23 protein-coding genes are annotated in these 25,952 nt (G+C 68.8%); 16 read left to right on the top strand and 7 right to left on the bottom strand.

All coding sequences use genetic code 11. The features are described 5' to 3' along the window. The first annotated feature begins 149 nt into the window (after nucleotides 1-149). The 8 genes from iolB to C5C17_RS06065 all read left to right on the top strand — a co-directional run bounded on the left by iolB (nucleotide 150) and on the right by C5C17_RS06065 (nucleotide 9,397). Nucleotides 150-1,061, top strand: coding sequence for a 5-deoxy-glucuronate isomerase (iolB, locus tag C5C17_RS06100; RefSeq protein WP_104252501.1), 912 nt, complete (start codon nucleotides 150-152; stop codon nucleotides 1,059-1,061). Nucleotides 1,062-1,118: 57 nt separating this feature from the next. After that, on the top strand, nucleotides 1,119-3,017 hold the full coding sequence (iolD, locus tag C5C17_RS06095) for a 3D-(3,5/4)-trihydroxycyclohexane-1,2-dione acylhydrolase (decyclizing) (RefSeq protein WP_374953899.1): 1,899 nt from the start codon (nucleotides 1,119-1,121) through the stop codon (nucleotides 3,015-3,017). A 61-nt stretch (nucleotides 3,018-3,078) separates the two neighbouring features. Next, on the top strand, nucleotides 3,079-3,990 hold the full coding sequence (locus C5C17_RS06090) for a sugar phosphate isomerase/epimerase (protein WP_104252499.1): 912 nt from the start codon (nucleotides 3,079-3,081) through the stop codon (nucleotides 3,988-3,990). A 27-nt stretch (nucleotides 3,991-4,017) separates the two neighbouring features. Then, on the top strand, nucleotides 4,018-5,040 hold the full coding sequence (locus C5C17_RS06085; RefSeq protein WP_104252498.1) for a Gfo/Idh/MocA family protein: 1,023 nt from the start codon (nucleotides 4,018-4,020) through the stop codon (nucleotides 5,038-5,040). A 12-nt stretch (nucleotides 5,041-5,052) separates the two neighbouring features. Then, a complete protein-coding gene (locus C5C17_RS06080; RefSeq protein WP_104252497.1) occupies nucleotides 5,053-5,925 on the top strand; it encodes a sugar phosphate isomerase/epimerase in 873 nt (290 codons plus the stop codon). Nucleotides 5,926-6,104: 179 nt separating this feature from the next. Continuing rightward, a complete protein-coding gene (locus tag C5C17_RS06075) occupies nucleotides 6,105-7,556 on the top strand; it encodes a sugar porter family MFS transporter (protein ID WP_104252496.1) in 1,452 nt (483 codons plus the stop codon). A gap of 129 nt (nucleotides 7,557-7,685) precedes the next feature. Next, nucleotides 7,686-8,732, top strand: coding sequence for a DMT family transporter (locus tag C5C17_RS06070; protein WP_104252495.1), 1,047 nt, complete (start codon nucleotides 7,686-7,688; stop codon nucleotides 8,730-8,732). A gap of 29 nt (nucleotides 8,733-8,761) precedes the next feature. Further along, nucleotides 8,762-9,397 carry a GntR family transcriptional regulator gene (locus C5C17_RS06065; protein ID WP_181028506.1) on the top strand — a complete coding sequence of 212 codons (636 nt, stop codon included), beginning with the start codon at nucleotides 8,762-8,764 and terminating at the stop codon, nucleotides 9,395-9,397. Nucleotides 9,398-9,580: 183 nt separating this feature from the next. Here C5C17_RS06065 and C5C17_RS06060 read toward each other — a convergent pair whose 3' ends face one another. Next, nucleotides 9,581-11,122, bottom strand: coding sequence for a DEAD/DEAH box helicase (locus C5C17_RS06060; RefSeq protein WP_104252493.1), 1,542 nt, complete (start codon nucleotides 11,120-11,122; stop codon nucleotides 9,581-9,583). 354 nt (nucleotides 11,123-11,476) lie between these two features. Here C5C17_RS06060 and C5C17_RS06055 point away from each other — a divergent pair, with 354 nt between their 5' ends. Then, nucleotides 11,477-12,703, top strand: coding sequence for a galactokinase family protein (locus tag C5C17_RS06055; RefSeq protein ID WP_104252492.1), 1,227 nt, complete (start codon nucleotides 11,477-11,479; stop codon nucleotides 12,701-12,703). A 6-nt stretch (nucleotides 12,704-12,709) separates the two neighbouring features. On the opposite strand, the gene C5C17_RS06050 is transcribed toward C5C17_RS06055, so the two are convergent. Further along, nucleotides 12,710-13,741, bottom strand: coding sequence for a LacI family DNA-binding transcriptional regulator (locus tag C5C17_RS06050; RefSeq protein WP_181028505.1), 1,032 nt, complete (start codon nucleotides 13,739-13,741; stop codon nucleotides 12,710-12,712). A 129-nt stretch (nucleotides 13,742-13,870) separates the two neighbouring features. On the opposite strand from C5C17_RS06050, the gene C5C17_RS06045 reads away from it, so the two are divergent. The 3 genes from C5C17_RS06045 (at nucleotide 13,871) to C5C17_RS06035 (ending at nucleotide 16,629) form a co-directional block, all read left to right on the top strand. Beyond that, a complete protein-coding gene (locus tag C5C17_RS06045; protein ID WP_104252490.1) occupies nucleotides 13,871-15,079 on the top strand; it encodes a Gfo/Idh/MocA family protein in 1,209 nt (402 codons plus the stop codon). 1 nt (nucleotide 15,080) lies between these two features. After that, entirely contained in the window at nucleotides 15,081-16,085 is a 1,005-nt protein-coding gene (locus C5C17_RS06040) for a sugar phosphate isomerase/epimerase (protein ID WP_104252489.1), read from the top strand. 136 nt (nucleotides 16,086-16,221) lie between these two features. Further along, nucleotides 16,222-16,629, top strand: coding sequence for a tautomerase family protein (locus C5C17_RS06035; RefSeq protein ID WP_104252488.1), 408 nt, complete (start codon nucleotides 16,222-16,224; stop codon nucleotides 16,627-16,629). Nucleotides 16,630-16,801: 172 nt separating this feature from the next. On the opposite strand, the gene C5C17_RS06030 is transcribed toward C5C17_RS06035, so the two are convergent. Next, the gene (locus C5C17_RS06030; RefSeq protein WP_104252487.1) at nucleotides 16,802-17,578 is read right to left on the bottom strand and encodes a GntR family transcriptional regulator; all 777 of its coding nucleotides are present in this window, start codon (nucleotides 17,576-17,578) and stop codon (nucleotides 16,802-16,804) included. A 219-nt stretch (nucleotides 17,579-17,797) separates the two neighbouring features. Between C5C17_RS06030 and C5C17_RS18550 the strand changes: the two genes are divergently transcribed. Next, entirely contained in the window at nucleotides 17,798-19,144 is a 1,347-nt protein-coding gene (locus C5C17_RS18550; RefSeq protein ID WP_181028504.1) for a choice-of-anchor L domain-containing protein, read from the top strand. Between the two features lie 169 nt (nucleotides 19,145-19,313). Here C5C17_RS18550 and ffh read toward each other — a convergent pair whose 3' ends face one another. Then, nucleotides 19,314-20,885 (bottom strand): signal recognition particle protein, encoded by a 1,572-nt coding sequence (ffh, locus tag C5C17_RS06020; protein ID WP_104252486.1) that lies wholly within the window; start codon nucleotides 20,883-20,885, stop codon nucleotides 19,314-19,316. Between the two features lie 93 nt (nucleotides 20,886-20,978). Here ffh and C5C17_RS06015 point away from each other — a divergent pair, with 93 nt between their 5' ends. The 3 genes from C5C17_RS06015 (at nucleotide 20,979) to C5C17_RS06005 (ending at nucleotide 23,084) form a co-directional block, all read left to right on the top strand. Next, nucleotides 20,979-21,545 (top strand): gamma carbonic anhydrase family protein, encoded by a 567-nt coding sequence (locus C5C17_RS06015; protein WP_104252485.1) that lies wholly within the window; start codon nucleotides 20,979-20,981, stop codon nucleotides 21,543-21,545. A gap of 9 nt (nucleotides 21,546-21,554) precedes the next feature. Then, nucleotides 21,555-21,770, top strand: coding sequence for an SCO4848 family membrane protein (locus C5C17_RS06010; protein WP_104252484.1), 216 nt, complete (start codon nucleotides 21,555-21,557; stop codon nucleotides 21,768-21,770). Between the two features lie 135 nt (nucleotides 21,771-21,905). Beyond that, the gene (locus C5C17_RS06005; protein ID WP_104252483.1) at nucleotides 21,906-23,084 is read left to right on the top strand and encodes a sorbosone dehydrogenase family protein; all 1,179 of its coding nucleotides are present in this window, start codon (nucleotides 21,906-21,908) and stop codon (nucleotides 23,082-23,084) included. 40 nt (nucleotides 23,085-23,124) lie between these two features. Here the strand turns inward: C5C17_RS06005 and C5C17_RS06000 are convergent, their stop codons facing one another. From C5C17_RS06000 to ftsY, 3 genes are all read right to left on the bottom strand, one after another. After that, on the bottom strand, nucleotides 23,125-24,492 hold the full coding sequence (locus tag C5C17_RS06000) for an MFS transporter (RefSeq protein WP_104252482.1): 1,368 nt from the start codon (nucleotides 24,490-24,492) through the stop codon (nucleotides 23,125-23,127). 129 nt (nucleotides 24,493-24,621) lie between these two features. Continuing rightward, entirely contained in the window at nucleotides 24,622-25,014 is a 393-nt protein-coding gene (locus C5C17_RS05995) for a hypothetical protein (protein WP_104252481.1), read from the bottom strand. A gap of 60 nt (nucleotides 25,015-25,074) precedes the next feature. Then, nucleotides 25,075-25,950 (bottom strand): signal recognition particle-docking protein FtsY, encoded by an 876-nt coding sequence (ftsY, locus tag C5C17_RS05990; RefSeq protein WP_104252480.1) that lies wholly within the window; start codon nucleotides 25,948-25,950, stop codon nucleotides 25,075-25,077. Nucleotides 25,951-25,952: the final 2 nt, after the last annotated feature.

Here is a 25,952-nt window from a genome sequence, read left to right as displayed (position 1 = left end):
AGGGCTTCCACTTCTACACCCGCGAGAAAGCCGTCACCAGCCGCTGGCTCGACCCCGCCAAGCACGGCGGCATCAACCTCGGCTTCCCCGAGAACGACTAGCCTCCACCGGCCCGCCAGACCATTCGCACCAAGAAAGACTCACGAGCAATGTCCTCACAAGCAGCAGAGAACACCTGGTTCAGGGCCCGCGGAGCCCTCTCGCGAGACGGCTGGGAGAGCGTCGTCGATGCGACGCTCCCCGGTTGGGAACACACGGGCATCCGAGTCGCAGACCTCTCCGATGGTGTGCGCCTCGAGCTGCCCGCAGGCGACATTGAGCGAATGGTCATCCCCCTCCGCGGAGACGCGTCCCTCGAGCTCGACGGCGCGGATGCGCCCGCATCCGTCGAGCTCGAGGGCCGACCCTCGGTCTTCGACGGTCCAGCAGACGTCGCCTACCTCCCCGTCGGCACCAGCGTGGTCGTCACCGGGAACGGCAGGGTCGCCGTCGCCGAGGCCCCGACGACCCAGGTCTTCCCGTTCCAGCTGCTCCGCAAGGGCGACGTGCCGGTCGAGCTGCGCGGCGCCGGCCGCTCGAGCCGGCAAGTGCAGAACTTCGGCATCCCCGGCTCGCTGCAGGCAGCCAAGCTCATCGTGTGCGAGGTCATCACACCGGCCGAGAACTGGTCGTCGTACCCTCCCCACAAGCACGACGAGCACCACCCGGGCCACGAGAGCCGGCTCGAGGAGATCTACTACTTCGAGAGCAAGCCCACCAAGAACGCAACCGTGCCCGAGGGCGCTGACGCCTTCGGCATGTTCGCGACCTACACGTCGCCTGCCGGCGAGATCTCCATCAACGAGATCGTGCGCACGGGAGACATCGCGCTCGTCCCGTTCGGCTACCACGGCCCCGCCGTCGCGGCCCCCGGCTACGACCTCTACTACCTGAACGTCATGGCGGGCCCGGACAAGGCGCGCGAGTGGCTCATCAGCGACGACCCAGCCCACGGCTGGGTGCGCGAGCAGTGGGCCTCCCAGGAGTTCGACTCCCGCCTCCCGTACGGCCCACAGCAGTAGCTCCGCACGTCCAGCGCACCAGCACCAGCTCAGTACCAACGCAGAAAGATGACGCAGATGTCAACCAAGCGAATGACCGTCGGCCAGGCGCTCGTCGAGTTCCTCGGCAAGCAGTACACCGTCGACGGCGACGTGCGCGAGCGCACGATCCCCGGCATGTTCGGGATCTTCGGCCACGGCAACGTCGCCGGCATCGGCCAGGCGCTCAAGCAGGCCAACGTCGAGGACCCGACCCTCATGCCGTACTTCCAGGCGCGCAACGAGCAGGCGATGGTGCACCAGTCGGTGGGCTACGCGCGCATGCACCGCCGCCGCGCGACGTACGCGAGCGCCGCATCCGTCGGACCGGGCGCCGCCAACATGCTCACGGGCGCCGCCCTCGCCACGGCGAACCGCCTGCCAGCGCTGCTCCTGCCGAGCGACACGTTCGCGACCCGCGTCGCCGACCCCGTGCTGCAGCAGCTCGAGTTCCCGCACGACACGGGCATCCAGGTGACGGATGCGTTCCGCCCCCTCTCCCGCTTCTTCGACCGCGTGCAGCGCCCCGAGCAGCTGTACTCGATCGCGCTCGCCGCCATGCGCGTCCTCACCGACCCGGCCGAGACCGGCGCCGTCACGATCGCGCTGCCGGAGGATGTCCAGGCGGAGCTCATCGACGTGCCGCTCGCCTTCCTCGAGGAGCGCGAGTGGCACATCCGCCGCCCCCTCCCGGAGGCCGGCCCGCTCGCCCGCGCGGTCGAGGCGATCAAGAACGCGAAGAACCCCATCATCGTCGCCGGTGGAGGCGTCATCTACTCGGGTGCTGAGGACGAGCTGCGCGCCTTCGTCGAGGCCACGGGCATCCCGGTGGGCACGAGTCAGGCTGGCGGCGGCTCCCTCGACTGGGACCACCCGCAGTACCTCGGCGGCGTCGGAGCGACCGGCACGACCGCGGCAAACCGCCTCGCGGCGCAGGCCGACGTCGTCATCGGCATCGGCACGCGCTACAGCGACTTCACGACGGCGAGCCGCACGGTGTTCCAGAACGACGGCGTGCGCTTCGTCAACATCAACGTGGCCGCATTCGACGCCTACAAGCACGGCTCGCAGCTGCCCGTCGTGGCGGATGCGCGCGAGACGCTCGTGAAGCTCATCGGCGCCCTCTCCGGGTTCCGCGTGAGCGACCACTACTCGCGGCAGATCGCCACCGAGAAGAGCAGCTGGGATGCGGCCGTCGACGCCGCGTTCGAGCCGAGCGGCCTCGAACTGCCGGGCCAGCCCGAGATCATCGGCGCCGTGCAGGGCGCGAGCGACCCGCGCGACGTCGTCGTCCAGGCCGCCGGCTCGCTGCCGGGCGACCTGCACAAGCTGTGGCGCGTGCGCGACCCGCTCGGCTACCACGTCGAGTACGCGTTCTCCTGCATGGGCTACGAGATCGCGGGCGGCATGGGTGTGCGCCGCGCGGCCCCCGACCGCGACGTGATCGTCATGGTCGGCGACGGCTCGTACCTCATGCTCCACACCGAGCTCGTCACGGCCGTTGCCGAGGGCATCAAGATCATCGTCGTGCTCATCCAGAACCACGGCTACGCCTCCATCGGCCACCTCTCCGAGACGGTCGGCTCCGAGCGCTTCGGCACCTGGTACCGCGCCTTCGACGAGGCCGGCTCGAACTTCCAGGGCGACGAGATCCTCCCCGTCGACCTCGCCGCCAACGCGCGCAGCTACGGCATCAGCACGATCGAGATCGAGCCGAGCGCCAACGCCATCAGCGACCTGCGCGACGCCATGGCCGCGGCGAAGGCATCTGACACCTCGACCCTCATCCACATCAACAGCAACCCCCTCCTCTACGCCCCAGACGGCGAAGGATGGTGGGATGTGCCGGTCGCCGAGACCTCCACGCTCGACTCCACGAAGAGCGCGCTCGAGGCCTACAGGGAGCAGAAGGCCGCCCAGCGGCCGCTCCTCGGCTGACGCCACGACAACACCCACTTCTCGACCTCCCCGAACGACCCTCAACAGAAAGCAGACGACGATGTCGCAGAGCATCCGAATCGGAACCGCACCTGACTCCTGGGGCATATGGCTCCCCGACCACCCGGGCCAGATCCCGTGGCAGACCTTCCTCGACGAGGTCGTCAAGGCCGGGTACACGTGGATCGAGCTCGGCCCGTACGGCTACCTCCCCACCGACCCCAACCAGCTCTCCGACGAACTCGAGTCGCGCGGCCTGAAGCTCTCTGCCGGGACCGTCTTCACGGGCTTCCACAACGAGGACGAGAGCCAGTGGCAGCGCGCCTGGGACCAGGCGATCGCCGTCGCCGGCCTCGCGTCGAAGCTCGGTGCCGAGCACCTCGTGACGATCCCCGACATGTGGCGCGATGACATCACGGGCCAGGCCAAGGAGCCCCGCACGCTCGACGCCGAGCAGTGGACGCGCCTCGCCGCCGGCCACGACCGCCTCGGCAAGGCGCTCCTCGAGGAGTACGGCGTCAAGCAGCAGTTCCACTCGCACGCCGACAGCCACGTCGGCACGTACCGCGAGGTCGAGCGCCTGCTCACCGAGACCGACGCGCGGTACACGAACCTGTGCCTCGACACGGGCCACTTCTCCTACTACGGCGGCGACAGTCTCCGCCTCATGAACGAGTACCCTGAGCGCATCGGCTACCTGCACCTCAAGCAGGTCGACCCGGACAAGCTCTTCGACGTGCTCAAGAACGACGTGTCGTGGGCCGAGGCAGCTGCCGACATGATCATGGTCGAGCCGCCGAACGGCATCCCGGAGCTCGGCCCCATCGTGGCCCGTGCCGCCGAGATCGACCCGAACATCTTCGGCATCGTCGAGCAGGACATGTTCGGCTGCTCCGCCGATCGCCCATATCCGATCGCCGAGCGCACCCTCAAGCACATCTGCGGCTCGACGCCAGCAGCCCGCGCGAAGTAGCGCCAGAGAAGAACAGGAACCATCGACATGACTGCAACTGACCTCCGCGTCGGCGTCGTCGGCGCCGGCCTCATGGGCGCAGACCACATCGCCCGCATCACGAAGCGCATCAGCGGTGCCATCGTCTCGGCCGTCATCGAGCCGGACGAGGGACGCGGCACCGCGGCCCTGCAGAACGCGCCGGGCGCGCAGTGGTTCACGAGCATCGAGGACGCCATCGCGGCGAACGCCGTCGACGCGGTTGTCATCGCGACGCCAGGCAAGTTCCACGAGCCCGTGCTCCTGCCCGCTCTCGCGGCGAAGCTCCCCATCCTGTGCGAGAAGCCGCTGACGGCAGACTCCGCATCGTCCCTGCGCGTCGTCGAGGCTGAGATGGCCGCGTCAGACCGACCGCTCATCCAGCTCGGCTTCATGCGCCGCTTCGACGCCGAGTACGCCCGCCTGCGCGAGATCATCGCGTCGGGCGAGGCAGGCGAGCTGCTCGCGCTGCGCGCCGTGCACCGCAACCCCGACGTGCCCGAGACGTACACGCAGGACATGCTCATCAACGACTCGGTCGTGCACGAACTCGATGTCATCCCGTGGCTCGCGGGCAGCGAGATCCGCAGCATCGAGATCAAGTACATGCGTCGCAACCCGAACTCGCCCGAGCGCCTCCGCGAGCCGATCCTCGTGCTCATGGAGCTCGAGAACGGCATCCTCGTCGACGTCGAGATGAACGTCAGCATCAAGTTCGGCTACCAGGTCGCGACCGAGGCAGTGTTCTCGAACGGACTCGCCCGCATCGGCCAGGCCAACGGAGTGCAGACCTGGTCGGACGGCTCGTTCGCGAAGGAGGAGCACCGCTCGTTCGTGACCCGCTTCGCGGCCGCCTACGACGTGCAGATCCAGCGCTGGGTGGACGCGGTCGCCCGCGGAACCATCGACGGCCCGGACGCGTGGCACGGCTACCGCGTCGCGCTCGCCTGCGAGGCCGGCGTGAAGGCGTTCGACGGTGGCATCGTCGAGGTCCAGCAGGTCGAGCGCCCCGCGTTCTACGACAAGGCGTAAGGAGAGACTCTCATGGTTCGCATCGCGCTGGACCCGACGCCGTTCCACCACGACGCCGGCTTCCTCGGCTTCCCGGACATCGCAGCCCGCCTCGGCTACGAGTACCTGCAGATCACGCCCCACCCCGATTTCTCCTGGTTCTTCCGCCACCCGTCGGCCGATGACGCGTACGCGCTGAAGTTCAAGAAGCGGGCGGCGGATGCTGGGGTCACGATCCCGGCGATCCTGCCGGTGCAGCGCATCTCGGGCCCGGAAGAGGCTGGCCGTCTCGCAGCCGTCCGCAACTTCACGCGCGTCATCGAGTTGGCGTCGCTGCTCGAGATCCCGGTGATCAACACCGAGTTCAGCGGGGAGCCCTCCCAGTTCAACGAGTCGGAGGATGCCTTCCACCGCTCGATGGAGACACTCCTGCCGATCCTCGAGCGTGAGGGCATCCAGCTGAACATCGACCCGCACCCCAACGACTTCGTCGAGGACGGGCTCGAGGGCTGGCGCGTCATCCGCGGCCTGAACAGCAGGAATGTGGGCTTCGTCTACGTCGCCTCGCACACCTTCCACTACGGGGACCGCGCGACGACGCTGCTCCCCGAACTGGGCGAGCGGCTGGGCGCCGTCTACACGGCGGATACGTTCGACCACCACCGCTCGCACGGCCTGCGCTACATCTCGAACCCTCCCGGGAACGAGGCGCGCATCCACCAGCACCTTCGCATCGGTGACGGAGATGTCGACTTCGCTGAACTGTTCGCGACGTTGAAGCAGATCGGGTACCTCGACCGCCCGGACGCGCTCATCGTCTCGAACGTCTTCGCCGAGGATGAGCGGGCCGACGAGGTCTCCGCGTTCCAGCTGGAGAAGATCAGGGAGCTTGTCGCCTCCTCCTGATGTCGTGTGGCCCCGCAGCTCTGAGCTGCGGGGCCACTGTCACTCCCGACGGATTTGTCAAGACATATTCACATCACGTCATTCTTCGGTTACCATCAAGACACGCGTTCGCAGAAGACGCGCCAGCAGCACCGCACAACCTTGCTCCACCTCGCAGCATCCACGACAAGGACGTCCAAATGGCCTCATCGCATCCGGCGGGCAACACCGCCGAGAAATCACTCCCGCCCCTCACAGCTGGGCCGCACCGTTCGCGGCTCGGGCTGATCTCGATCGTCGCGTGCTTCGGCGGTCTCCTCTTCGGCTACGACACCGGTGTCATCAACGGCGCCCTGAACCCCATGACCGAGGAGCTCGGTCTGACGCCGCTCACGGAAGGCGTCGTCACGAGCTCGCTCGTCTTCGCGGCCGCCATCGGCGCGATCTTCTGCGGCCGCCTCTCCGATGGCTGGGGCCGCCGCAAGACGATCATCATGCTCGCCGTGCTCTTCTTCCTCGGCACGCTCGTCGTCGTCTTCACCCCGAACTTCGAAGTGCTCGTCGTCGGCCGCATCCTCCTCGGCCTTGCCGTTGGCGGAGCGTCCACGGTCGTCCCGGTCTTCTTGGCCGAGCTGGCACCCTACGAGATCCGCGGGTCGATCTCAGGCCGCAACGAAGCCGCCATCGTCATCGGCCAGCTCTCCGCGTTCGTCATCAACGCCATCCTCGGCAACACGCTCGGACACCTCGACGGCGTCTGGCGCATCATGTTCGCCATCTGCGCCATCCCGGCCATCTGCCTCTTCTTCGGCATGCTGCGCATGCCGGAGTCGCCCCGCTGGCTCGTCGAGAAGGGCCGTGACGCCGAGGCGCTCGAGGTCCTCAAGACCGTCCGCTCCCCCGAGCGCGCTGAAGCTGAGCTGGCACAGGTCGAGAAGGTCGCACTGGAAGAGGGCCAGGAGAAGCAGGTCGGCTTCAAGGCCATCCTCGGCAACAAGTGGCTGCGCCGCATCCTGCTCGTCGGCATCGGACTCGGCGTCGCCCAGCAGCTCACGGGCATCAACTCGATCATGTACTACGGCCAGATCGTGCTCATCGAGTCCGGCTTCGACTCGAGCGCGGCCCTCATCGCCAACATCGCCCCCGGCATCATCGCCGTCGTCGGTGCGTTCATCGCGCTCTCGTACATGGACAAGTTCGACCGCCGCAAGACGTTCGTCATCGGCTTCTCGCTCACCACGGCCTGCCACCTGCTCATCGGGTTCTCGTCCATGATCCTCGAGCCGGGCAACCCGCTGCGCCCCTGGGTCATCCTGTTCCTCGTCGTCGCATTCGTCGGCTCGATGCAGACCTTCCTGAACGTCGCCGTCTGGGTCTACCTCTCCGAGGTCTTCCCGCTGCACATGCGCGGCATCGGCATGGGCGTCTCGATCTTCGCCCTGTGGGTCGCGAACGGCTTCATCTCGCTTTACTTCCCGTCGGTGGTGGATGCGCTCGGCATCACGGGCACGTTCTTCCTGTTCGCAGGCGTCGGCGTGCTCGCGCTCATCTTCGTCGCGACGCAGATCCCCGAGACCCGCGGCCGCACGCTCGAGTCGCTGGACGAGGACGTCACGACGGGAGCGATCTTCCTCCCGACCGCGAAGAAGTAGCTTCTCCGCACCACAGATGAGCGACGGGCTCGGCCGATTCGGCCGAGCCCGTCGCTCGTCTGCGGCTCGCTCGCGGGCCGCGTCCACCGCTCGACCACGGAGCTCGACGGATTGTGTAACAATCTTCCCGTGGCTCCACTCCTGCTTGTCCTCCTCGCCGCGGTCTGCTTCGGCACAACCGGCACCGCGCAGGCGCTCGGGGCGCCAGACGTGTCCGCCTTCTCGCTCGGCTCGGCCCGCCTCGCGCTCGGCGGGACCCTGCTCGGCGCCTGGGCGCTGCTCACGGGGCTGCGTCGCCGCGGCGCCCGCGGATACTCTCGGAAGCCCGCGCCGGACACCGTCCGGCTCCGCCGCTCGAATCGTGCCCAGCTGGGACTCATCACCCTCGGCACGCTCGGCGTTCTCCTCTACCAGCCGCTCTTCTTCGCGGGCACGGCGGGCAGCGGCGTCGCTGTGGGCACCGTCCTCGCGCTCGGATCAGCACCGGTCCTCACGGGACTGCTGCAGTGGGCACTCGAACGCCGCTTCCCCGGGGTGAGCTGGGGCGTCGCGACCGCGATCGCCGTCCTCGGCGTGGGCCTCATCGCGGCGGCTGGCGCGGGCGACTCGGGCGGTGCGAACCTCGCCGGGATCGCTGCATCGATCGGCGCCGGCGCGAGCTACAGCATCTACACCCTCTCGGCGAAGGCACTCATGAACCGAGGCTGGAGCGCCGACGGCACCATGGGCATGGTCTTCGGCGTCGCCGGCATCGCCAGCATCCCCCTGCTCCTCGCGAGCGGTGCCGAGTGGATGCTCACCCCGGCCGGGCTCGCGACGGCGGCCTGGCTCGGCGTCGTCACGACGACCATCGCCTATCTGTGCTTCGGGGCTGGCCTCGCGAAGCTGCAGGCCGCGACCGTCTCGACGCTGACGCTCGCGGAGCCGCTGACCGCGAGCATCCTGGGGCTCCTCGCGCTTCGCGAGCAGCTCGCAGCGCTCGAGGGACTCGGGCTCGCCGTGCTGGCGGCAGGTATCGTAGTGCTCGTGCTGGGGTCCACCGGTGCCTTCGAACGGCTCCCACCTGCGACGAGGTCGACCCTCGCCGCGCCCGGCACGACGACTGGTACGGCTGCGGCTGCGGGTCCGGCAAGCATCCATCCAAACGCAGATTCCGCGGAGTGGCAGCAGCGATGACGCGCGCAGCGCCTGACACAACGCCACGGGTGACCGCCGCCTCGAAGCTCGCCACGACGCTTCGCGAGCGGATCCTCGAGGGAAGCTACGCCCGCGGCCAGTCGCTGCGCGAAGAGCATCTCGCCGCCGAGTTCGGGCTCTCGCGGCACACGGTGCGCACGGCCCTCGCCGCGCTCGCCGCGGAACGGCTCGTCAACGCCGCGCCTTACAAGGGGGTCGAGGTCGCGAAGCTCGACGAAGCCGAGATCCGCGCCATGCAGGACCTCCGCTGCGCCCTCGAGTCGGAGGCCGTGCGCATCCTGAGCACGAAGCACCCGCAGGGCTGGCCGGAAGACGTGCGCACGCCCGTGCTCGACGAGATCTCGCGCTTGCGCAGACTGGAGGCGCAGGATGCCAGCTCGTGGCGACGGCTGGAAGCAGCCCACGCTGCCGTGCACCAGGCGATCATCGACGCTGCCGGGAGCCCCCGGATCAGCGAGGCCGCACGCTCACTCGACAGCGAGGTTCGGCTGCTGCTCGCCGGCGCGCACGAACACTACGACCCGCAGGGCCTTGCCGACGAGCACGAGGAGTATCTCCGCCTGCTGGAGCACGAGGGCCCGGTCGCCGTGCGCGCCCACCTCGACGCCCTCTCAGCCCACCTGCTCCCCGACTCCCCCACCTGAGCCGACTCACCGCCTGCCCGCGCCGCGCCCGCGGAATCCACACGAGAAACGCCGCTTCATGCGCCATCGAAGCCGAATCTCCCGTGTGAATGCACTCCGCATGCGGGCAGACCGGGCAGACAGCGAACGGGCGGACCGATTGCTCGGGCCGCCCGTTCGGGGATGCTGTGCGTCTGGCGCTGACTACTGGCCGGAGGACCAGCTGGCGCGACGCGAGCCGCGCTCGCCGCCACCGCGCGACGGAGCCGCTGCGGAGGTGGTGCCTGCGCGGCGCGGGCGACCCTCGCCGCGGCGCTGGCCCTGGGCTGCACCCTCTCCACCCTGCGAGCGCGCGGGGCGCGACGCGGACGACGAGGAGGAGGTCTGCGATGAGGACCCGCCGCGGCCACGGCCACCGCCGGTGCTCGATCCGCCACGCGATGCGCCACCACGCGAGGAGGCGTTGTCGCGCTTGCGGCGCGCGTTCGCTCCCTGCGAGGTGCCGCGGCCCTGGCTGACCTCGACGTTGCCGGATCCCGGTCCGCCCGGAACGGGGCGCACGGTCGGGGCGACTTCGCCGACGAGCTCGGCCACGAACGGCGAGTTGACGTTCGCGCGCTGCGGGGTCACGCCGATCTTCGCGCGACGCAGCAGCATCTCCGTGTCCTTGCGCTGGCTCGGGAGCATGAGGGTGACGACGTCGCCCTCGGAGCCCGCGCGTGCCGTGCGGCCGGAGCGGTGCAGGTACGCCTTGTGCTCGGCGGGCGGGTCGACGTGCACGACGAGCTCGATGGCGTCGACGTGCACGCCACGCGCGGCGACGTCGGTCGCGACGAGCACGTTGACCTCGCCACCGGAGAACGCCGCGAGGTTGCGGTCGCGGGCGTTCTGCGAGAGGTTGCCGTGCAGGTCGACGGCCGGGATGCCGGACGCGGTGAGCTGCTTGGCGAGCTTCTTCGCCTGGTGCTTGGTGCGCATGAACATGATGCGGCGGCCCTTGCCACTCGCGAGGGCGTGCACGAGCGCCGTCTTCGCCTCGGGTGTCTCCGCCTCGTAGACGTGGTGCGTCATGGCGGCGACGTGCGAGTTGGACTCGTCGACCGAGTGCAGGATCGGGTCGTTCAGGAACTTCTTGACGAGCTTGTCCACGCCGTTGTCGAGCGTGGCGGAGAAGAGGAGGCGCTGACCGGACTGCGGCGTGGCGTTCATGATGCGCGTGACGACGGGCAGGAAGCCCAGGTCGGCCATGTGGTCGGCCTCGTCGAGCACGGTGACCTCGACGGCGTCGAGGTTCACGATGCGCTGCTTCATGAGGTCGTCGAGGCGGCCGGGGCAGGCCACGACGATGTCGACGCCGTTGCGGAACGCGGTCTCCTGCGGGCGCTGCGAGACGCCGCCGAAGACGGTCGTCACGGTGAGGCCTGCGGCCTTGGCGAGCGGCTCGATGACCGCGGCAACCTGGGTTGCGAGCTCGCGGGTCGGGAGCAGCACGAGGCCAAGCGGACGGCCAGGGCGGCGCTTGCCACCGGACACGGCGCCAGCGAGGCGGGCGACGAGTGGGATCGCAAACGCGAGCGTCTTGCCTGAGCCGGTCTTGCCACGGCCGAGGACGTCGCGGCCTGCGAGGGTGCTCGGGAGGGTGGACTGCTGGATGGGGAATGCTTCGTGCTTGCCTGCTGCATCGAGCACGCTGACGAGGGACTTGGGGACGCCGAGCTCGGCGAAAGTTGAGGTTGTTTCCGTCATATGGAGGTCTTGCCTTTCAATCAGCACGCAGAGAACGCACAACACTCGAGTGCTGCGCTCTTGCGGCGATGATGCGGGCGAATGTGCCCGTTCGCCGCAACTCGTGAAATCGTGCCGAGGCAGGAAAGGTGCCCTCGAACAACAAACGGTACGACGATTGTGGGAAATAGGACCCACGAACTCTTGACTCTAGCACGCAAGACCAGTCCCGACCAGATGAACGGCCCGATCCGTTCGCCTGAACGGCGCGCCCGCCCGAGTTTCGGCACTCGTTCAGGACGCAGTTATTAGAATCGGCCTGCGCATGCACAGGGGCGGACGCCCATTCGACCATGCCTGAGAAACGGTGACGAGATGAGCAGAGACCTGACGACGATCGTCTGCGAGGGCTTCCTGGCCTCATTCGAGCGCGAGCCCCTCGGGGTCTGGTCCGCGCCGGGTCGCGTCAGCATCATGGGCGATCACACCGACCTGCAGGACGGCGTCGGCTACGGGTGCGCCATCCCCCTCCGCTCGAGCGCGGCGATCGCGCCGCGCGATGACGGCCGCATCCGCATCGTCACCGACCTCTCCAGCGAGGAGGCCGTGACCGATCTGCGGTCGATCTCCTCGGAGATCCCCACCAAGGATTGGCGTGCGTACCCGCTCGGAGCGGTCTCGAGCATGCTCCGCTTCGCTCGCGAGAACCCGCCGGAAGGCACTCGCGGCGATGACGACGAGACGGACCCCGGCGTGCCCTTCTTCCTGGGCACCGGCCTCGACATCTTCCTCACGACGGACGTGCCCATCGGGGCCGGCCTGGCGTCCTCCGCCTCCGTGTGCGCCACCATCAGCACAGCCCTCAACGACTTCTGGGGGCTCGGCATGAACGTCGAGGAGCTCGCCGAGATCGGTCGACAGACTGAGGCCGACATCGTCGGCGCGCCTGGCGGGCTCAGCGATCACATCACCGTGCACGCGGCGCGAAGCAATGAGGACGTCTTCTTCGACGCGCGCGGGTCCGACGTCTCCATCCTGCCTGCGCCGAGACCCGCCGAGTCCGGCCTGGTCCGCGTGCTCATCGACACGCGAGAATCGCACCGCAACTGGTCGGCGGAGTTCGCGTCGAGGGCGGACGACTGCGCCAGGGCTGCCGAGGCGCTCGGCTGCCAGACGCTGCGCGAGGTGCGGCCCGCTGAACTCGACGCAGCGGCGGACAGGCTCGACGAGGTCGTCTTCAGGCGGGCCCGCCACGTCGTCTCCGAGATCGCCCGCACGCTGGAGTTCACGAAGCTCATGCGCACGGGCGAGACGCCGGAGGAGCGCAATCACCTGCTCGCCGCATCGCAGGCGTCACTGCGGGACGATTTCGAGGTCTCGACGGCGCGCATCGACTTCACCGTGGAGCTGGCCACCTACCTCGGCGCGGCAAGCGCCCGCATGACCGGCACCGGCCTCGGCGGCTCCGTGTTCGTGATGCACCCGGCAGAGAAGGTCGACGAGCTGCGCGAGAGCGTGCTGAGCGCCTACGCGGAGCAGGGCTGGGAGGCACCCCTCGTGCTCGCCTTCGAACCTGAGGCAGGGGCCCGACGCGACCGCTGAGCCGCGTCAGTCGCCCCGCACTGCCGCGGTCGAGCCGCGCACCGTCAGCACCGGCTGGATGAGTCTGCGCGTTCCCCCACCGCGCTCTTCGACCTCCGGATGGCGCCCCTCGATGCGCGCGAGCAGGAGCTCGGCCGCGACACGACCCACGTCGGCGCTTCGGTCGTCAACCGAGGTGAGCGACAGGTACTCGGCCCCTGCAAGGTGCGAGTCGTCATAGCCGACGATGGAGATGTCGCCTGGCACACGCATCCCGATCCTGTCGAGCGTTCCGAGCACACCGAGCGCCATGACGTCGTTCGCCGCGAAGACGGCAGTGGTCTCCGGCCAGTCCTCGAGCAGCTGGCGTGAGGCTCGTCGCCCCTCGTCCTGGTCGGTGGCCCCAGAGCCGCCCACGACGCGCGGCTGGAGCCCCGCCTCGACCATGGCTCGCTCGTAGGCCGTGCGCCTGAGTTCGGCTGCTCGGCCACTTCCGGTGACGTGGCCGATCCTCGTGTGACCGAGTGAGCGCAGATGCTCGATGGCGAGGCGCGCGCCAGCTTCGTCGTCGTTGGCCACGAGGTCGGCGCCAGCTGGCACCGTCGCTCGGTTGCCCGCGACGACGGTCGGAACGGGGAAGCCCTCCCCAGGCACCGCATCCACGTCGCCGCCGATGACGAGACCCTCGACGCCGGCGGCCAGGAAACCGCTGATCGGGGACTGCTCGAGGTGCGCGTTCAGGTTCGCGTCAGCCACCGTGACGTGGAAACCGGGCCCGTTCAGCACCTCCTGCATGCCCCCGAGGAGGTCGACGAACCAGGGGTTCCTGAAGTCGTCGATCATCACGCCGATCGCGCGCGTGCGGTTCCCCGCGAGCGCCGTGGCCGCCCGGCTCGGCAGGTAGCCGAGTTCCTGGATCGCGGTTCGCACTGCCGCGCGCTTCTCATCGCTGACTCGTGTCGAGTTCTGCAGCACGAGCGACACCAGCGACTTGGAGACTCCGGCGCGCTCAGCGACGTCGTAGATCGTCGGTCGCTTTCGGCGGGACGTGGGTGGCACTCGACACTCCGAACTCAGATCGTTTGACAGGACATTATTTCATGACCTACCTTCCAGTGTAGCGCTCCAACACCGTCGTCGGTCGCCTGCGCTCACCATCCCAGCTCACGCAGAACCACAGGAGAACCAATGTCCACCTCACTGGGCGTCGCCGTCATCGGCGCAGGCATGGCCGGGCGCGCACACGCTGCGGCCTACCGCGTCGCATCCACCCTCTACAGCCCCACGCTGCCCGAGATCCGCCTCGTCTCCATCGGAGACATCAACCCGGAGTTCGGCGCCCTGGCCGCCAAGCGCTTCGGCTACGAGCGCACCGACTCGTCCTGGCAGGCCATCGCGGCCGCCGACGACATCGACGTCGTGAGCGTCGTCATCGCGAACTCCCTGCACCGAGAAGCCGTCGAGGGCCTCCTCGCAGCCGGCAAGCACGTGCTCTGCGAGAAACCCCTCAGCGACTCCATCGAAGACGCCTCCGCCATGGCGGCAGCCGCCGAGCGCGCCGACTCCATCGCACGCGTGGGCTTCACCTACCGCCGCTCCCCCGGCATCGCCTACATCCGCCAGCTCATCCAGGACGGCACCCTCGGCAGACTGCTCCACTTCAGTGGGCGCTACTGGACGGACTACGCCTGCGACCCACAGGGCCCGATGAGCTGGCGCTTCAAGGGCGCAGCAGGCAGCGGCGCATTGGCCGACGTCGGGAGCCACATGGCGTATATCGCAGAGTTCCTCGGCGGTGAGATCCAGGAGGTCAGCGGCGGAACGCTCACCACCGTCATCCACGAGCGCCCCCTCCCGCTCGGAGCCGTCCTCGGCCACGACCACGCGGCAGTGAGCGACACGTTCGAGGCCGTCGAGAACGACGACTACGCCGCGTTCTCACTGAAATTCGCGGACGGCGCTGGCGCCATCGAGGTCTCCCGCGTCGCCCGCGGTCATGCCAACAGCCTCATCTTCGAGGTCTTCTGCGAGAACGGCGCCGCCAGGTACGACCAGCGTCGCCCCTCCGAGATCGAGCTCTTCCTGAACGATGTCCCCTCTGCCCAGAACGGGTACCGGCAGGTGATCCTCGGACCGGAGCACCCCTACGTCGCCGGCGGACTCGCGATGGACGCCCCGAGTGTCGGCTTCGGGCAGAACGACGCGTTCGCCTACCAGGCGCGCTCCTTCCTCGAGGAGGTCGCCGGCGTTCCCGAGAGCGAATCGCTCCCGCGCTGCGCCAGCTTCGAAGAAGGCATCCACAACATGGAGCTGCTCAACGCCGTCGCCGCCTCAGCATCCGCAAACGGCTCGGCCGTGCGCGTCAACCCCACCACCACGCACAAGATCGGAGCCTGACATGCGCCTCGGCGTCTACAACGCGATCCTCCATGACCGGCCTCTGCGGGAGGCGATCGAGGTCATCGCCGACCTCGGCCTCACGGGGATCGAGCTCAACTCGGGTGGCTTCCTCCCGGCAACGCACATCCCGAACTTCGACGAGATCCTCGAGCACGACGAGGCGCGGGATGCGTTCCTCGCTCAGTTCGACGGCACGGGCGTCTCGATCGCCGGCCTCAACTGCAACGGCAACCCGCTGCACCCAGACCGAACCATCGGCGAGAAGCACGCTGAGGACATCCGCCGGTCGATTCGCCTCGCGGCTCGGCTCGGGCAGGACCGCGTCGTCACGATGTCCGGCCTCCCCGGAGGCGAGCCGGGAGCTACGACCGTGAACTGGGTGGTCAATGCCTGGAACTCTGCCGCACTCGACGTCATCGACTACCAGCTCGACGTCGCCGCGACGTTCTGGGCGGAGGTCGACGAGCTCGCCCGCGAGCACGGCGTGAAGGTCGCGCTCGAGCTGCACCCGCAGAACGTCGCCTTCAACCCGGCGAACTTCCGCGAGCTCATCGAGCGGGCCGGCACGACGAACATCGGCGTCGAGCTCGACGCCTCGCACCTCTTCTGGCAGCAGATGGCCCCGGTGGCCGTCGTCCGCGACCTCGGCAAGTGGGTGTTCCACGCCGCCGCGAAGGATGTTCGCGTCAACCCGGCAGCCGCCATCTACGGCGTGCTGGACAATCGGTTCCGCAAGCTGTCCGCCGACGAGCCGCGCACCAACCTCGGTGGCGATGAGTGGGCGAACGAGTGGCCGAAGAACTCGGCGTGGGACTTCGTCGCCCTCGGCCGCGGCCACGACACGGCGTTCTGGACCGAGTTCCTCCACGCCCTGTACGAGGTCGACCCGGAGATGTGGGTCAACATCGAGCACGAGGACACGTCGCTCGGCCGCATCGAGGGGCTCGAGGTCGCGGCGAAGGTGCTCCGCGACGCCGACGCGGCACTGGAGGCGTCGCTCTGATCTCCGTCGTGGGCGCGACTCTCCCGCAAGGACTCCGCCTGACCACTGGGTGCATTTGTTAGGACATTAGGTCTTTTGACGCTAGACTTGGCGATCAGACAAAGAACGTCACCCTCGACCCCAAGGACACCGCACCATGCCTCTCGTACGCATCGACGTCAACGCCGGCCGCACGCCCGAGCAGATCTCGTCCATCGCCGACGCCATCCACGACGCCATCGTCGCCGAGTACGGGATCCCCGCTCGCGACCGGTTCCAGATCATCACCGAGCACCAGGGCGGCCAGATCATCGCCCAGGACGCCGGGCTGGGCTTCGACCGCTCGAGCGGCGTCGTCATGATCCAGATCTTCACGCAGCGCGGCCGCACCACTGAGGCCAAGCAGTCGCTCTACGCTCGCATCGCCGAAGCGCTCGGCGAGAAGGGCGTCGACGGCAACGACGTCTTCATCGGCTACGTCGAGAACGGCCCGGAAGACTGGACGTTCGGCTTCGGCCGCGCCCAGTACCTCACGGGCGAGCTCGCGGTTCCCAACCGAGCCTAGCCTCGACCCCGAGTCGGCCGAACGCCGCCAGCCGATGTGCCCGCACGAACCCCGTGCGGAGGGCACATCGGCTGGCGGCGTTTCCTCGCGCATCCCGCAGATCGGCGCACCGCCAGCGATGGCCGTCGACCCGGCGACGGCCCGACGGTTTCGGCGCGCTGTCAGCGCGGTGTCAGCGCTCGACGAGCGTGATCTCGAACGTGTAGAGGTCCGGCCGGTAGCAGTGCCGGCCGTATTCGACGGCGCGCCCCGTCGCGTCGAACGCGACGCGAGACATCGTGAGCACTGCGGCACCGCCGGAGAGGTCCAGGAGGCGCTCCTCCTCGCGAGACGCAGTCCTGGCACCGATACGCTGCTTGGCGATGCGCATCGTGACGCCGCGGGCCCGCAGCAGCTGGTAGAGCCCGTGCTGGATGAGCTCGTCCTCGGTGAGCTCCACGAACGGCTCTGGGAGCACGTTGTCGAGAACCGCGAGTGGGACCCCGTCGGCGCTCCGGAGGCGCGAGATGTGCAGCGTGGGGCTCCCGACCTCGATGCCGAGCGTCTCGGCGAGCTCGGGCGTCGCAGCCTCCACACGGCGGGAGAGCAGCGTCGTCGTCGGCTTCTGCGCGGACCGCTCGAGGTCCTCGTAGAGGCTCGTGAGCTCGACGTTGCGGGTGACGGGCCCGTGCACGACCTGCGTGCCCACGCCGCGGCGCCGGACGAGGAGTCCCTTGTCGACCAGTTCCTGGATAGCGCGGCGCACTGTCGGGCGCGAGAGCCCGAGCCGGTGTCCGAGGGAGATCTCGTTCTCGAGCTTCGACCCCGCCGGCAGCGTGTCGTCTCGAATCGCCTTCTCGATGCGCTCCGACACCTGGTGGTACAGCGGGACGGGGCTCGAACGGTCGATGCCGACGAACAGCCCGAGCGGGAGTCGGGCCTCGCCTGTAGTCGCAGCTTCATTGCTCAATGGCGCACTCCTCGGACGACTTGATGACCTGACAAGCGTACCTGTCGCCGAGCCCTCACCATCGGCGACTCATCGGGGTGGCGAGCATTCACACGAGTCACATGCGCCCCACCATCTCGTCACGGGGCGCAACGGCGCATCCTGTTTCCCAAGATTCTCTTGATTTTCAGGCAACTGGCGGCTTAGCATCACCAAACCCTCAGATCCTCAGGAGAACACATGCGACTCCGCACCGCCCTCGCCGCAGGGGCAACATCCGTCCTTCTTCTCGGAGTCGGAGTCGGCACCGCCGCCGCTTCGCCCGGGCAGACCGTCGTCGACCTCACCAGCCAGACACCGGAAGAGCTGGTCGGCACGCTCGTGGGCGACGAGACCGCGGTCTCCAACGTCGTCTACACGGGCGCCCCCGAAGCCTCCGGCAGCTACTCGGGATTCACGGATCTCGGCGTCGAGAGCGGCCTCACCCTGACAACCGGTTCGGCCGGTGAAGGGGGCGCGCTGCTCGGTCCGAACGAATCCGGGTCGACCAGCACCTCTCACGGCCTCCCAGGCGACACCGACCTCGACGACATCGTCGAGGGCTCGACTCGCGACGCGGCCGTGCTCGAGTTCGACTTCGTCCCCACCGAGGACAGCATCGCGTTCTCCTACGTCTTCGGATCGGAGGAGTACCAGGAGTACGTCGATACCAACTTCAACGATGTCTTCGCGTTCTTCGTCAACGGCACGAACTACGCGACCTTCGACGCGGACGGCACGGACACCGCCGTCGCGATCAACAACATCAACCACCTGCGCAACACGGGCCTCTACCGCGACAACCCCGTCAGCTCGGGTGCCTTCGACACCGGACTCGACGGACTCACGACCGTCCTCGGCCTGTCCGCCCCCGTCCAGCAGGGAGCGACGAACCACATCAAGCTCGTCATCGCCGACAGAGGCGACTCCAGCCTCGACTCGGCGGTCCTCATCCAAGCCGGCAGCTTCCGCTCGAACACCCCGCCGACGGCGGCCTCGCAGAACCTGACGACCGACATCGACACACCCCTCGACATCACGCTCACGGGCGACGACGCTGAAGGCGACCCACTGACCTACACGGTCCTCACGCAGCCAGAGAACGGAACGCTCAGCGGCGAAGGCGCAGACCTCACCTTCACCCCGGCCGACGGCTTCGAAGGAGAGACCAGCTTCACGTTCACGACCAACGACGGCTCCGTCGACAGCGAGGCGGCGACCGTCACCATCACGGTCAGCCCCGTCGTCGTGACACCGACGCCGACCGAGACGCCGACACCGACGCCGACGCCGACCGAGACGACCACGCCGACGCCCACCAGCACGGCCACGCCGACCGCGACCGTCGTCCCCCCTGTCCCGACGACCTCCACGCCGACCTGGACCCCGGCGCCGACCTCGACGCACACGACCCCGCCAGCCGCTGGGGGTGGACTTGCGACAACCGGTGCTGACGGCTTCGCCCCCGCTCTGGCGATCGGCGCAGGGCTCCTGCTGGCAGCCGGTGCCGTGCTGCTCCTCACACGCCGCATGAGGAAGTCCGACTAACGGCGGCGCACGAACGCACGAGGGGCGCATCCGTCAGCGGATGCGCCCCTCGTGCGTTCTGCCGCACACCGGGCGACGCGCGACGCGAACACGCTCAACGACACAGGGGCGCATCCACCGAGATGGATGCGCCCCTCCGTCAGCTCCCGCCCCGCGAGAACGTGCCGAGCTACCCGCGGCCCAGGTACTTCTGGAGCTGCTCGAGCTCCGCCGCACTCGGCTGCCCGTCGCCAGCCGCGGGACGCCCGAGACCCGCGCCGCCGAACGCGCCACCCGGACGCTTGGGAGCCGAGGCCTCCTCGACGGCCTGCTGCGCGCGCTTGGCTGGATTGCCGCTTCGCTTGCCCTGCTGCTTCTTCTTGCCGCCCTTGGCCGCAGCCTTGCGACCCCCGTGCTGGCCCGGCATCGGCCCCATCCCGGGGATCTGCGGGGTACCGCCACGGGCGACGGTCTTCATCATCTTCGCCGCCTGCTCGAAGCGCTTCACGAGCTCGTTGACGTCGGTGACGGTCCGACCGGAACCGCGGGCGATGCGCGAGCGACGCGAGCCGTTGAGCAGCTTCGGATTCTGCCGCTCAGCCTTGGTCATCGACTGGATGATCGCCTCGGTGCGGACCAGCTCGCGCTCGTCGAAGTTCTCGAGCGCCTCCTTCATCTGGCCCATGCCCGGGAGCATGCCCATCATCTTCTTGAAGTTGCCGGCCTTGCGCAGCTGCTGCATCTGCTTGAGGAAGTCATCGAGGGTGAAGTTCTCGGTCGCGAGCTTGCCCGCGATCTCCATCGCCTCGTCCTCGTCGAAGGCCTTCTGGGCCTGCTCGATGAGGCTGAGGATGTCACCCATGTCGAGGATGCGCTTCGCCATGCGGTCGGGGTGGAAGACCTCGAAGTCGTCGAGCCCCTCACCGGTCGACGCGTACATGATGGGGCGGCCGGTGAGCTGCGCCACCGAGAGGGCGGCACCACCCCGGGCGTCTCCGTCGAGCTTCGAGAGCACGACACCGGTGAAGTCGACGCCCTCCTGGAAGGCATTGGCCGTGGCGACGGCATCCTGGCCGATCATCGCGTCGATCACGAAGAGGACTTCGTCGGGGTTCGTGGCGCGGCGGATGTCCGCCGCCTGCTTCATGAGCTCCTGGTCGACGCCGAGGCGGCCGGCCGTGTCGATGATGACGACGTCGTGCAGCTTGTCCTTCGCGAAGCGCACCGCATCCGTCGCGACGCGCACCGGGTCGCCGACACCGTTGCCCGGCTCGGGCGCGTAGACCTGCACGCCGGCCTGCTGGCCGACGATCTGCAGCTGGGTGACGGCATTCGGACGCTGGAGGTCGGCCGCGACGAGCAGCGGCGTGTGCTTCTCCCCCGCGAGGCGCTTCGCGAGCTTGCCGGCGAGCGTCGTCTTACCGGCACCCTGGAGGCCGGCGAGCATGATGATCGTCGGCGGCTGCTTGGCGAACTCGATCTGGCGAGTGTCGCCGCCGAGGATGCGCACGAGCTCCTCGTTGACGATCTGCACGACCTGCTGCGCCGGGTTGAGGGCGCGGTTGACCTCGTCGCCGAGGGCCCGCTCGCGCACGTGCGCGGCGAAGTCCTTGACCACGGGAAGCGCGACGTCGGCTTCGAGGAGGGCGCGACGGATCTCGCGCACGGTGCCGTCGACGTCGGCGGGCGTGAGCTTGCCCTTGGAGCGGAGGCCGGCGAGCGTCTGCGTCAGCCGGTCAGAGAGGTTCCCGAAAATGGCCATAGTCCGCCCATTTTAGCCGAGGTGGCGGAGTCTGGCGTGCGGGGTCTGGCGTGCGGGGTCGCGAAGGAGCAGCGCAACTGCGAGTATCGGAGCATGACCAGTGCCGCTCCCCTGATCCTGCCGTTCGAGGGCAAGACGCCCCGCATCCACGAGAGCGCCTGGATCGCGCCGGGCGCCGTCATCGTCGGCGACGTCGAGATCGGCCCGGAATCGTCCGTCTGGTACGGGTGCGTGCTGCGAGCGGATGTGGGTGGCCGCATCGTCATCGGCGCCAGGTCGAACCTGCAGGACGGCACGGTGGTGCACGTCGAGCGTGAGGTCGACACCATCATCGGCGACGACGTCACCGCCGGCCACCAGGCGCTCCTGCACGGCACGACCATCGCGAACGGCACGCTCATCGGCATGAAGGCCGCGTGCCTCTCGAGGTCCAACATCGGCGCGGGCTCGCTCGTCGCCGCGGGCGCCGTGGTGCTCGAGGGCGCGAGCATCCCCGACGGCGTCCTCGTCGCCGGGGTACCAGCCAAGGTCCGGCGCGAGCTGACAGCAGAGGAGAGCGCTGCGTTCATTCCGCACGCGGCCGGCTACGTCTCCCTCGCGAAGCGGCAGAGCCCCGCGGGCGCCGCCATCTCGATCGAGGACGCCACCGCCCGCCCATAGGCTTGGGGCATGGTCTTCCTCGCAAGCATCGCCCTGCTCGTCGGTGCCGTCTTCAACGTGCTCGTCTGGCCCTCCTTCTACCGTCGGGTCTCCAACGACCCGCGCGCTCGGGACGAGAACGGTCGCCCCACTCGCTTCCTCACCGTGCACGCCGTGCTCGTGCTCACGGCGCTCATCATCGGCATCGCCCAGGCGCTGCTCGGCATCCTCCTGCTGACGAACTGAGCCGCGTCGCCGGCCGCCCTCGCGCTCATGGCACGGGCAGGCGGCAGCCGGGCGGGCGGCAGCCCGGCACGGAGCGTCAGCACAGGCGGCTCGGCTTGACTGGTCACACCCGTCGTCGAACGATTGGCCGCCACCATGACCAAGCGCACCGCTCCGCTCATCGCCCTCGCCGCCGTCGCAGCGCTGGCCCTCGCCGGGTGCGCGCCGACCGCACCCCAGACGGGGGCGACGGCCACGGCGTCGGCGACGGCCAGCCCGTCGCCCGCATCCACGAGCCAGGCTCCCGCCACGCCGGAGGACGGGGCCGAAGAACCGGGGCCCGTGGCCCCGAGCTCAGACCCGCGCGTGGTCGCGACGGGCCTCCAGGCCCCTTGGTCCGTCGTCGAACTGGAGACGGGCGACTTCCTCGTGAGCGAACGCGACTCCGGCCAGATCGTCGAGGTGTCCGCCGACGGCTCGAACACCAATCGCGTCGTGACGACCATCGATGACGTTGCCCCGGGCGGCGAGGGCGGCCTCCTCGGCCTCGCCCTCGCGGGGACGAGCGACGACGCCGAGCAGTGGCTGTACGCCTTCTACACGGCCGACGCCGACAACCGCATCGTGCGCTTCCCCGTGACCTGGGAGGGTGGCCTCGGCGTCGGAGCCCCCGAAGTGATCGTGGATGGCATCGCGAAGGCCGGCAACCACAACGGCGGGCGACTCGCGATCGGCCCGGACGGCTACCTCTACGCCTCGACCGGAGACGCATCCCAGACCGGTCTCGCCCAGGATCAGAACTCGCTCAACGGCAAGATCCTCCGCATGGAGCTCGACGGATCCCCCGTCGCCGACAACCCGTTCGGCAACCGCGTCTACTCGATGGGACACCGCAACCCGCAGGGCCTCGCGTTCGACGGAACCGGTGCGCTGTGGGCGAGCGAGTTCGGACAGAACACGTGGGACGAGCTCAACAGGGTCGAACCGGGCGGCAACTACGGCTGGCCGAACGTCGAAGGCCAGGGCGGTGACCCCGCGTTCCTCGACCCCGTGCTGCAGTGGTCGACAGACGAAGCCAGCCCGAGCGGGCTCGCGTACGCTCGCGACACGCTCTTCATGGCCGGCCTCGGCGGGGAGCGCCTCTGGAAGATCAACATCCCGGAGGCTTCAGAAGCCAGCGACGAGGCACTCCACGTCGACGAGTTCGGACGCCTCCGCGACGCCGTCGTGACCTCATCCGGCACCCTGCTCGTGCTGACGAACAACACCGACGGGCGCGGCTCGCCGAGGGAGGGCGACGACACCCTGCTCGAGTTCACGCTCAGCGCGACCTGACGCTTCCCCGGCCTGCGCATCCGCCGGCGTGCGGTCGAGGTCAGCTCGCCGCGGCGACAGCCTCCGGCGCCGGGTTCCGCACGCCGAGCCACGAGCTGAGCGCCCCGGCGAAGAGCAGGCCAGCCGTCACGAACATGAGGGGCTGGAAGCTGCCGACATCGATCGTGCCGCCGGCGATCACCCCGATCATGGCGATCGAGACCAGCCCGGCGACCCGCGAGATGGCGTTGTTGGTGGCCGAGCCGATGCCCGACTGCGTCGTCGGCACCGAGCCCAGGATCGCCGACGTGAGCGGAGCGACGGTCATCGAGAGGCCGAGCGAGAAGACGACAACGCCCGGCAGCACCTGGGTCCAGTAGTTCACCTCGGAGCCGAGCCCCGAGTACATCAGGGTGCCGACACCCGCGAGGATCGGCCCCAGCGTCATGAAGAGGCGCGGCCCGAAGCGTCCGCTGAGCGAACCGAACCACGACGACAGCGCCACGTTGGCGATCGACGTGGGCAGCGTCGCGAGCGCGGCGAACGTGGCAGTGAACCCGGCCACCTGCTGCAGGTAGATGGCCAGCACGAAGCCGCCCAGCGAGAGCGCACCGTAGATGAAGACCGTCGCGATGTTGCCAGCCCAGAAGTTGCGGATGCGGAAGAGCCCAAGCGGCAGCATCGGCTGCGGCGCGCGAGCCTGCCAGAACAGGAATCCCGCGAAGCTGAGCAGGCCGAGCACAAGAGGCAGGAAGACGACGGGGCTTCCCCACCCGTAGTTGCCCTGCTCGATGAGCGCGAACACGGGCCCGCCGAGGCCGAGGAAGCCGAGCACCGCGCCAAGCACGTCGATGCGCCCACCGGACTTGCTGTCGACGCTCTTGTCGAGTCGGGTGAGCATCCAGAGCGTGACGAGGATCGGGATGACGTTGATGCCGAACACGAGACGCCAGGTGACGTAGTCGGCTGCGAGGCCCCCGAGGAAGGGGCCGGCGAGGAACGCGGCGCCGGTCCAGGCTGTCCAGATGCCGATCGCCTTCGCCTGCGCGGCGTCGCGGAACGCGGAGATGATGAGCGCGAGGGAGCTCGGAACGAGCAGCGCGCCCGCCACCCCCTGCAGCGCCCGCGCGACGATGACGAACTCCGGGGTCGGCGACAGCGCGATCGCGACGCTCGTGATGCCGAACCCGATGAGCCCGAATCGAAGCACCGAGATGCGACCGAACACGTCTGACAGGGAGCCCGCGAGCAGGATGAGCGAGCCGAGCGTGATGAGGTACGCATCCACGATCCACTGCTGGGTGCCGAGTCCACCGCCGAGCTCCGCGACCATGGCGGGGAGCGCGACGTTCGTCACCGAGCCGTCGAGGAAGGCGACGAACGAGGCGAGGATCGCGATGACGAGGATCTGGCGTTGCTGGCGGGTCACGAGGCAGACAACCGTCGCGGGCGACGTTTCCTTCCGCCGTCCCACGAATTGCCCGGTTCGTCTCGCGCCACGGGAAAACCGAGTGCCCTCTCCGGCCTCAGGAGATGCGCTGCCGCGTCTGACGAACGCTCAGCCACGTCCGTGCTCGCGGCGACGACGGTCCGCATCCAGCTGGGCTGCGTCGGCGGCCATCCGCCGGAGGATGTCGGGACGCAGGAGCACCAGTCGCAACAGCTCAGGCAGCGGCGCCCCGGCCAGCTGCGGGAGCAGCCTCCACCGCAGTGCGCTCGTGACCGCGTTCGCGACGACGACAACGAGCACGAAGACCACGAAGAGCCACGGCCGCGACCCGAACGCCGTCCAGATCAGGAGCGCCGCGCCGAGCAGGCTCACGGTCGCGAAGGTGACCATGCGCCAGGACCGCCGCGGCACGGAGCCGAACGCCATGAGGACCCCGCCCGCACCCGCGAGCACCACCGCGAGCGCGTATGACAGGAACACGAACAGCGCGTCAGCTTCCATCAGAGACCTCTTCCACGGATGCGAGGCACACTACTCCCCCGCACTGGGCGACGGCGGGCCTCAGCCGACGAGCTTCTCCGCGAAGACGTGCGGCGTGAAGCCGGCCAGGTCGTTGATGCCCTCGCCCTGCCCGATGAGCTTGATCGGCAGACCTGTTCGCTCCTGCACCGCGAGCACGAAGCCACCCTTGGCGGAGCCGTCGAGCTTCGTCACCACGAGCCCGGTGACGCCGGCGTGCTGGATGAACGCCTCGGCCTGCGCAACACCGTTCTGGCCGGTCGTCGCATCGAGCACCAGCAGCACCTCGGAGACGGGCGCCAGCTTCTCGACGACCCGGCGAATCTTCGACAGCTCGTCCATGAGGCCGCTCTTCGTCTGCAGACGGCCGGCCGTGTCGATGACGACCATCTCGAGCCCCTCGCGCATCGCGATCTCGACCGCCTGATACGCGACCGATGCGGGGTCCTGGCCATGCTGCTGCGGACGCACGATTCCGGCGCCTGCACGCTGCGCCCACGTCGAGAGCTGCTCGACCGCGGCCGCACGGAACGTATCGGCCGCCGCGACGACCACGGTGCGTCCGTTGATGCGCAGGAAGTTCGCGAACTTGCCGATCGTGGTGGTCTTGCCGACGCCGTTCACGCCGACCACGAGCGTCACCGCGGGGCGCTCGCGCAGGTTCAGGGTCGTGTCGAACTTCGAGAGCCTCTCCTCGATGAGCTCGCGCAGCATCCGCTTCAGGTCCTTCGGATCCTCCGTGTGGAACCTGGCGACCTGCTCGCGCAGCTGCTCGACGATCTCGTCGGTGATGTCGGGCCCGAAGTCGGCCGTGATCAGCGCCTCCTCGAGGTCGTCCCACGTCGTCTCGTCGATCTTCTGCCTGCCGAACATGCCGCGCAGAGCGCCGGACAGTGACCAGGGAGTGCGTTCAGCCATGT

This window comes from Pseudoclavibacter sp. RFBA6, assembly GCF_002931575.1.
Classification (GTDB): Bacteria; Actinomycetota; Actinomycetes; order Actinomycetales; family Microbacteriaceae; genus Pseudoclavibacter; species Pseudoclavibacter terrae.
Note: the sequence above shows the minus strand (reverse complement) of the source record. Positions and strands in the feature narration are given on the sequence as shown.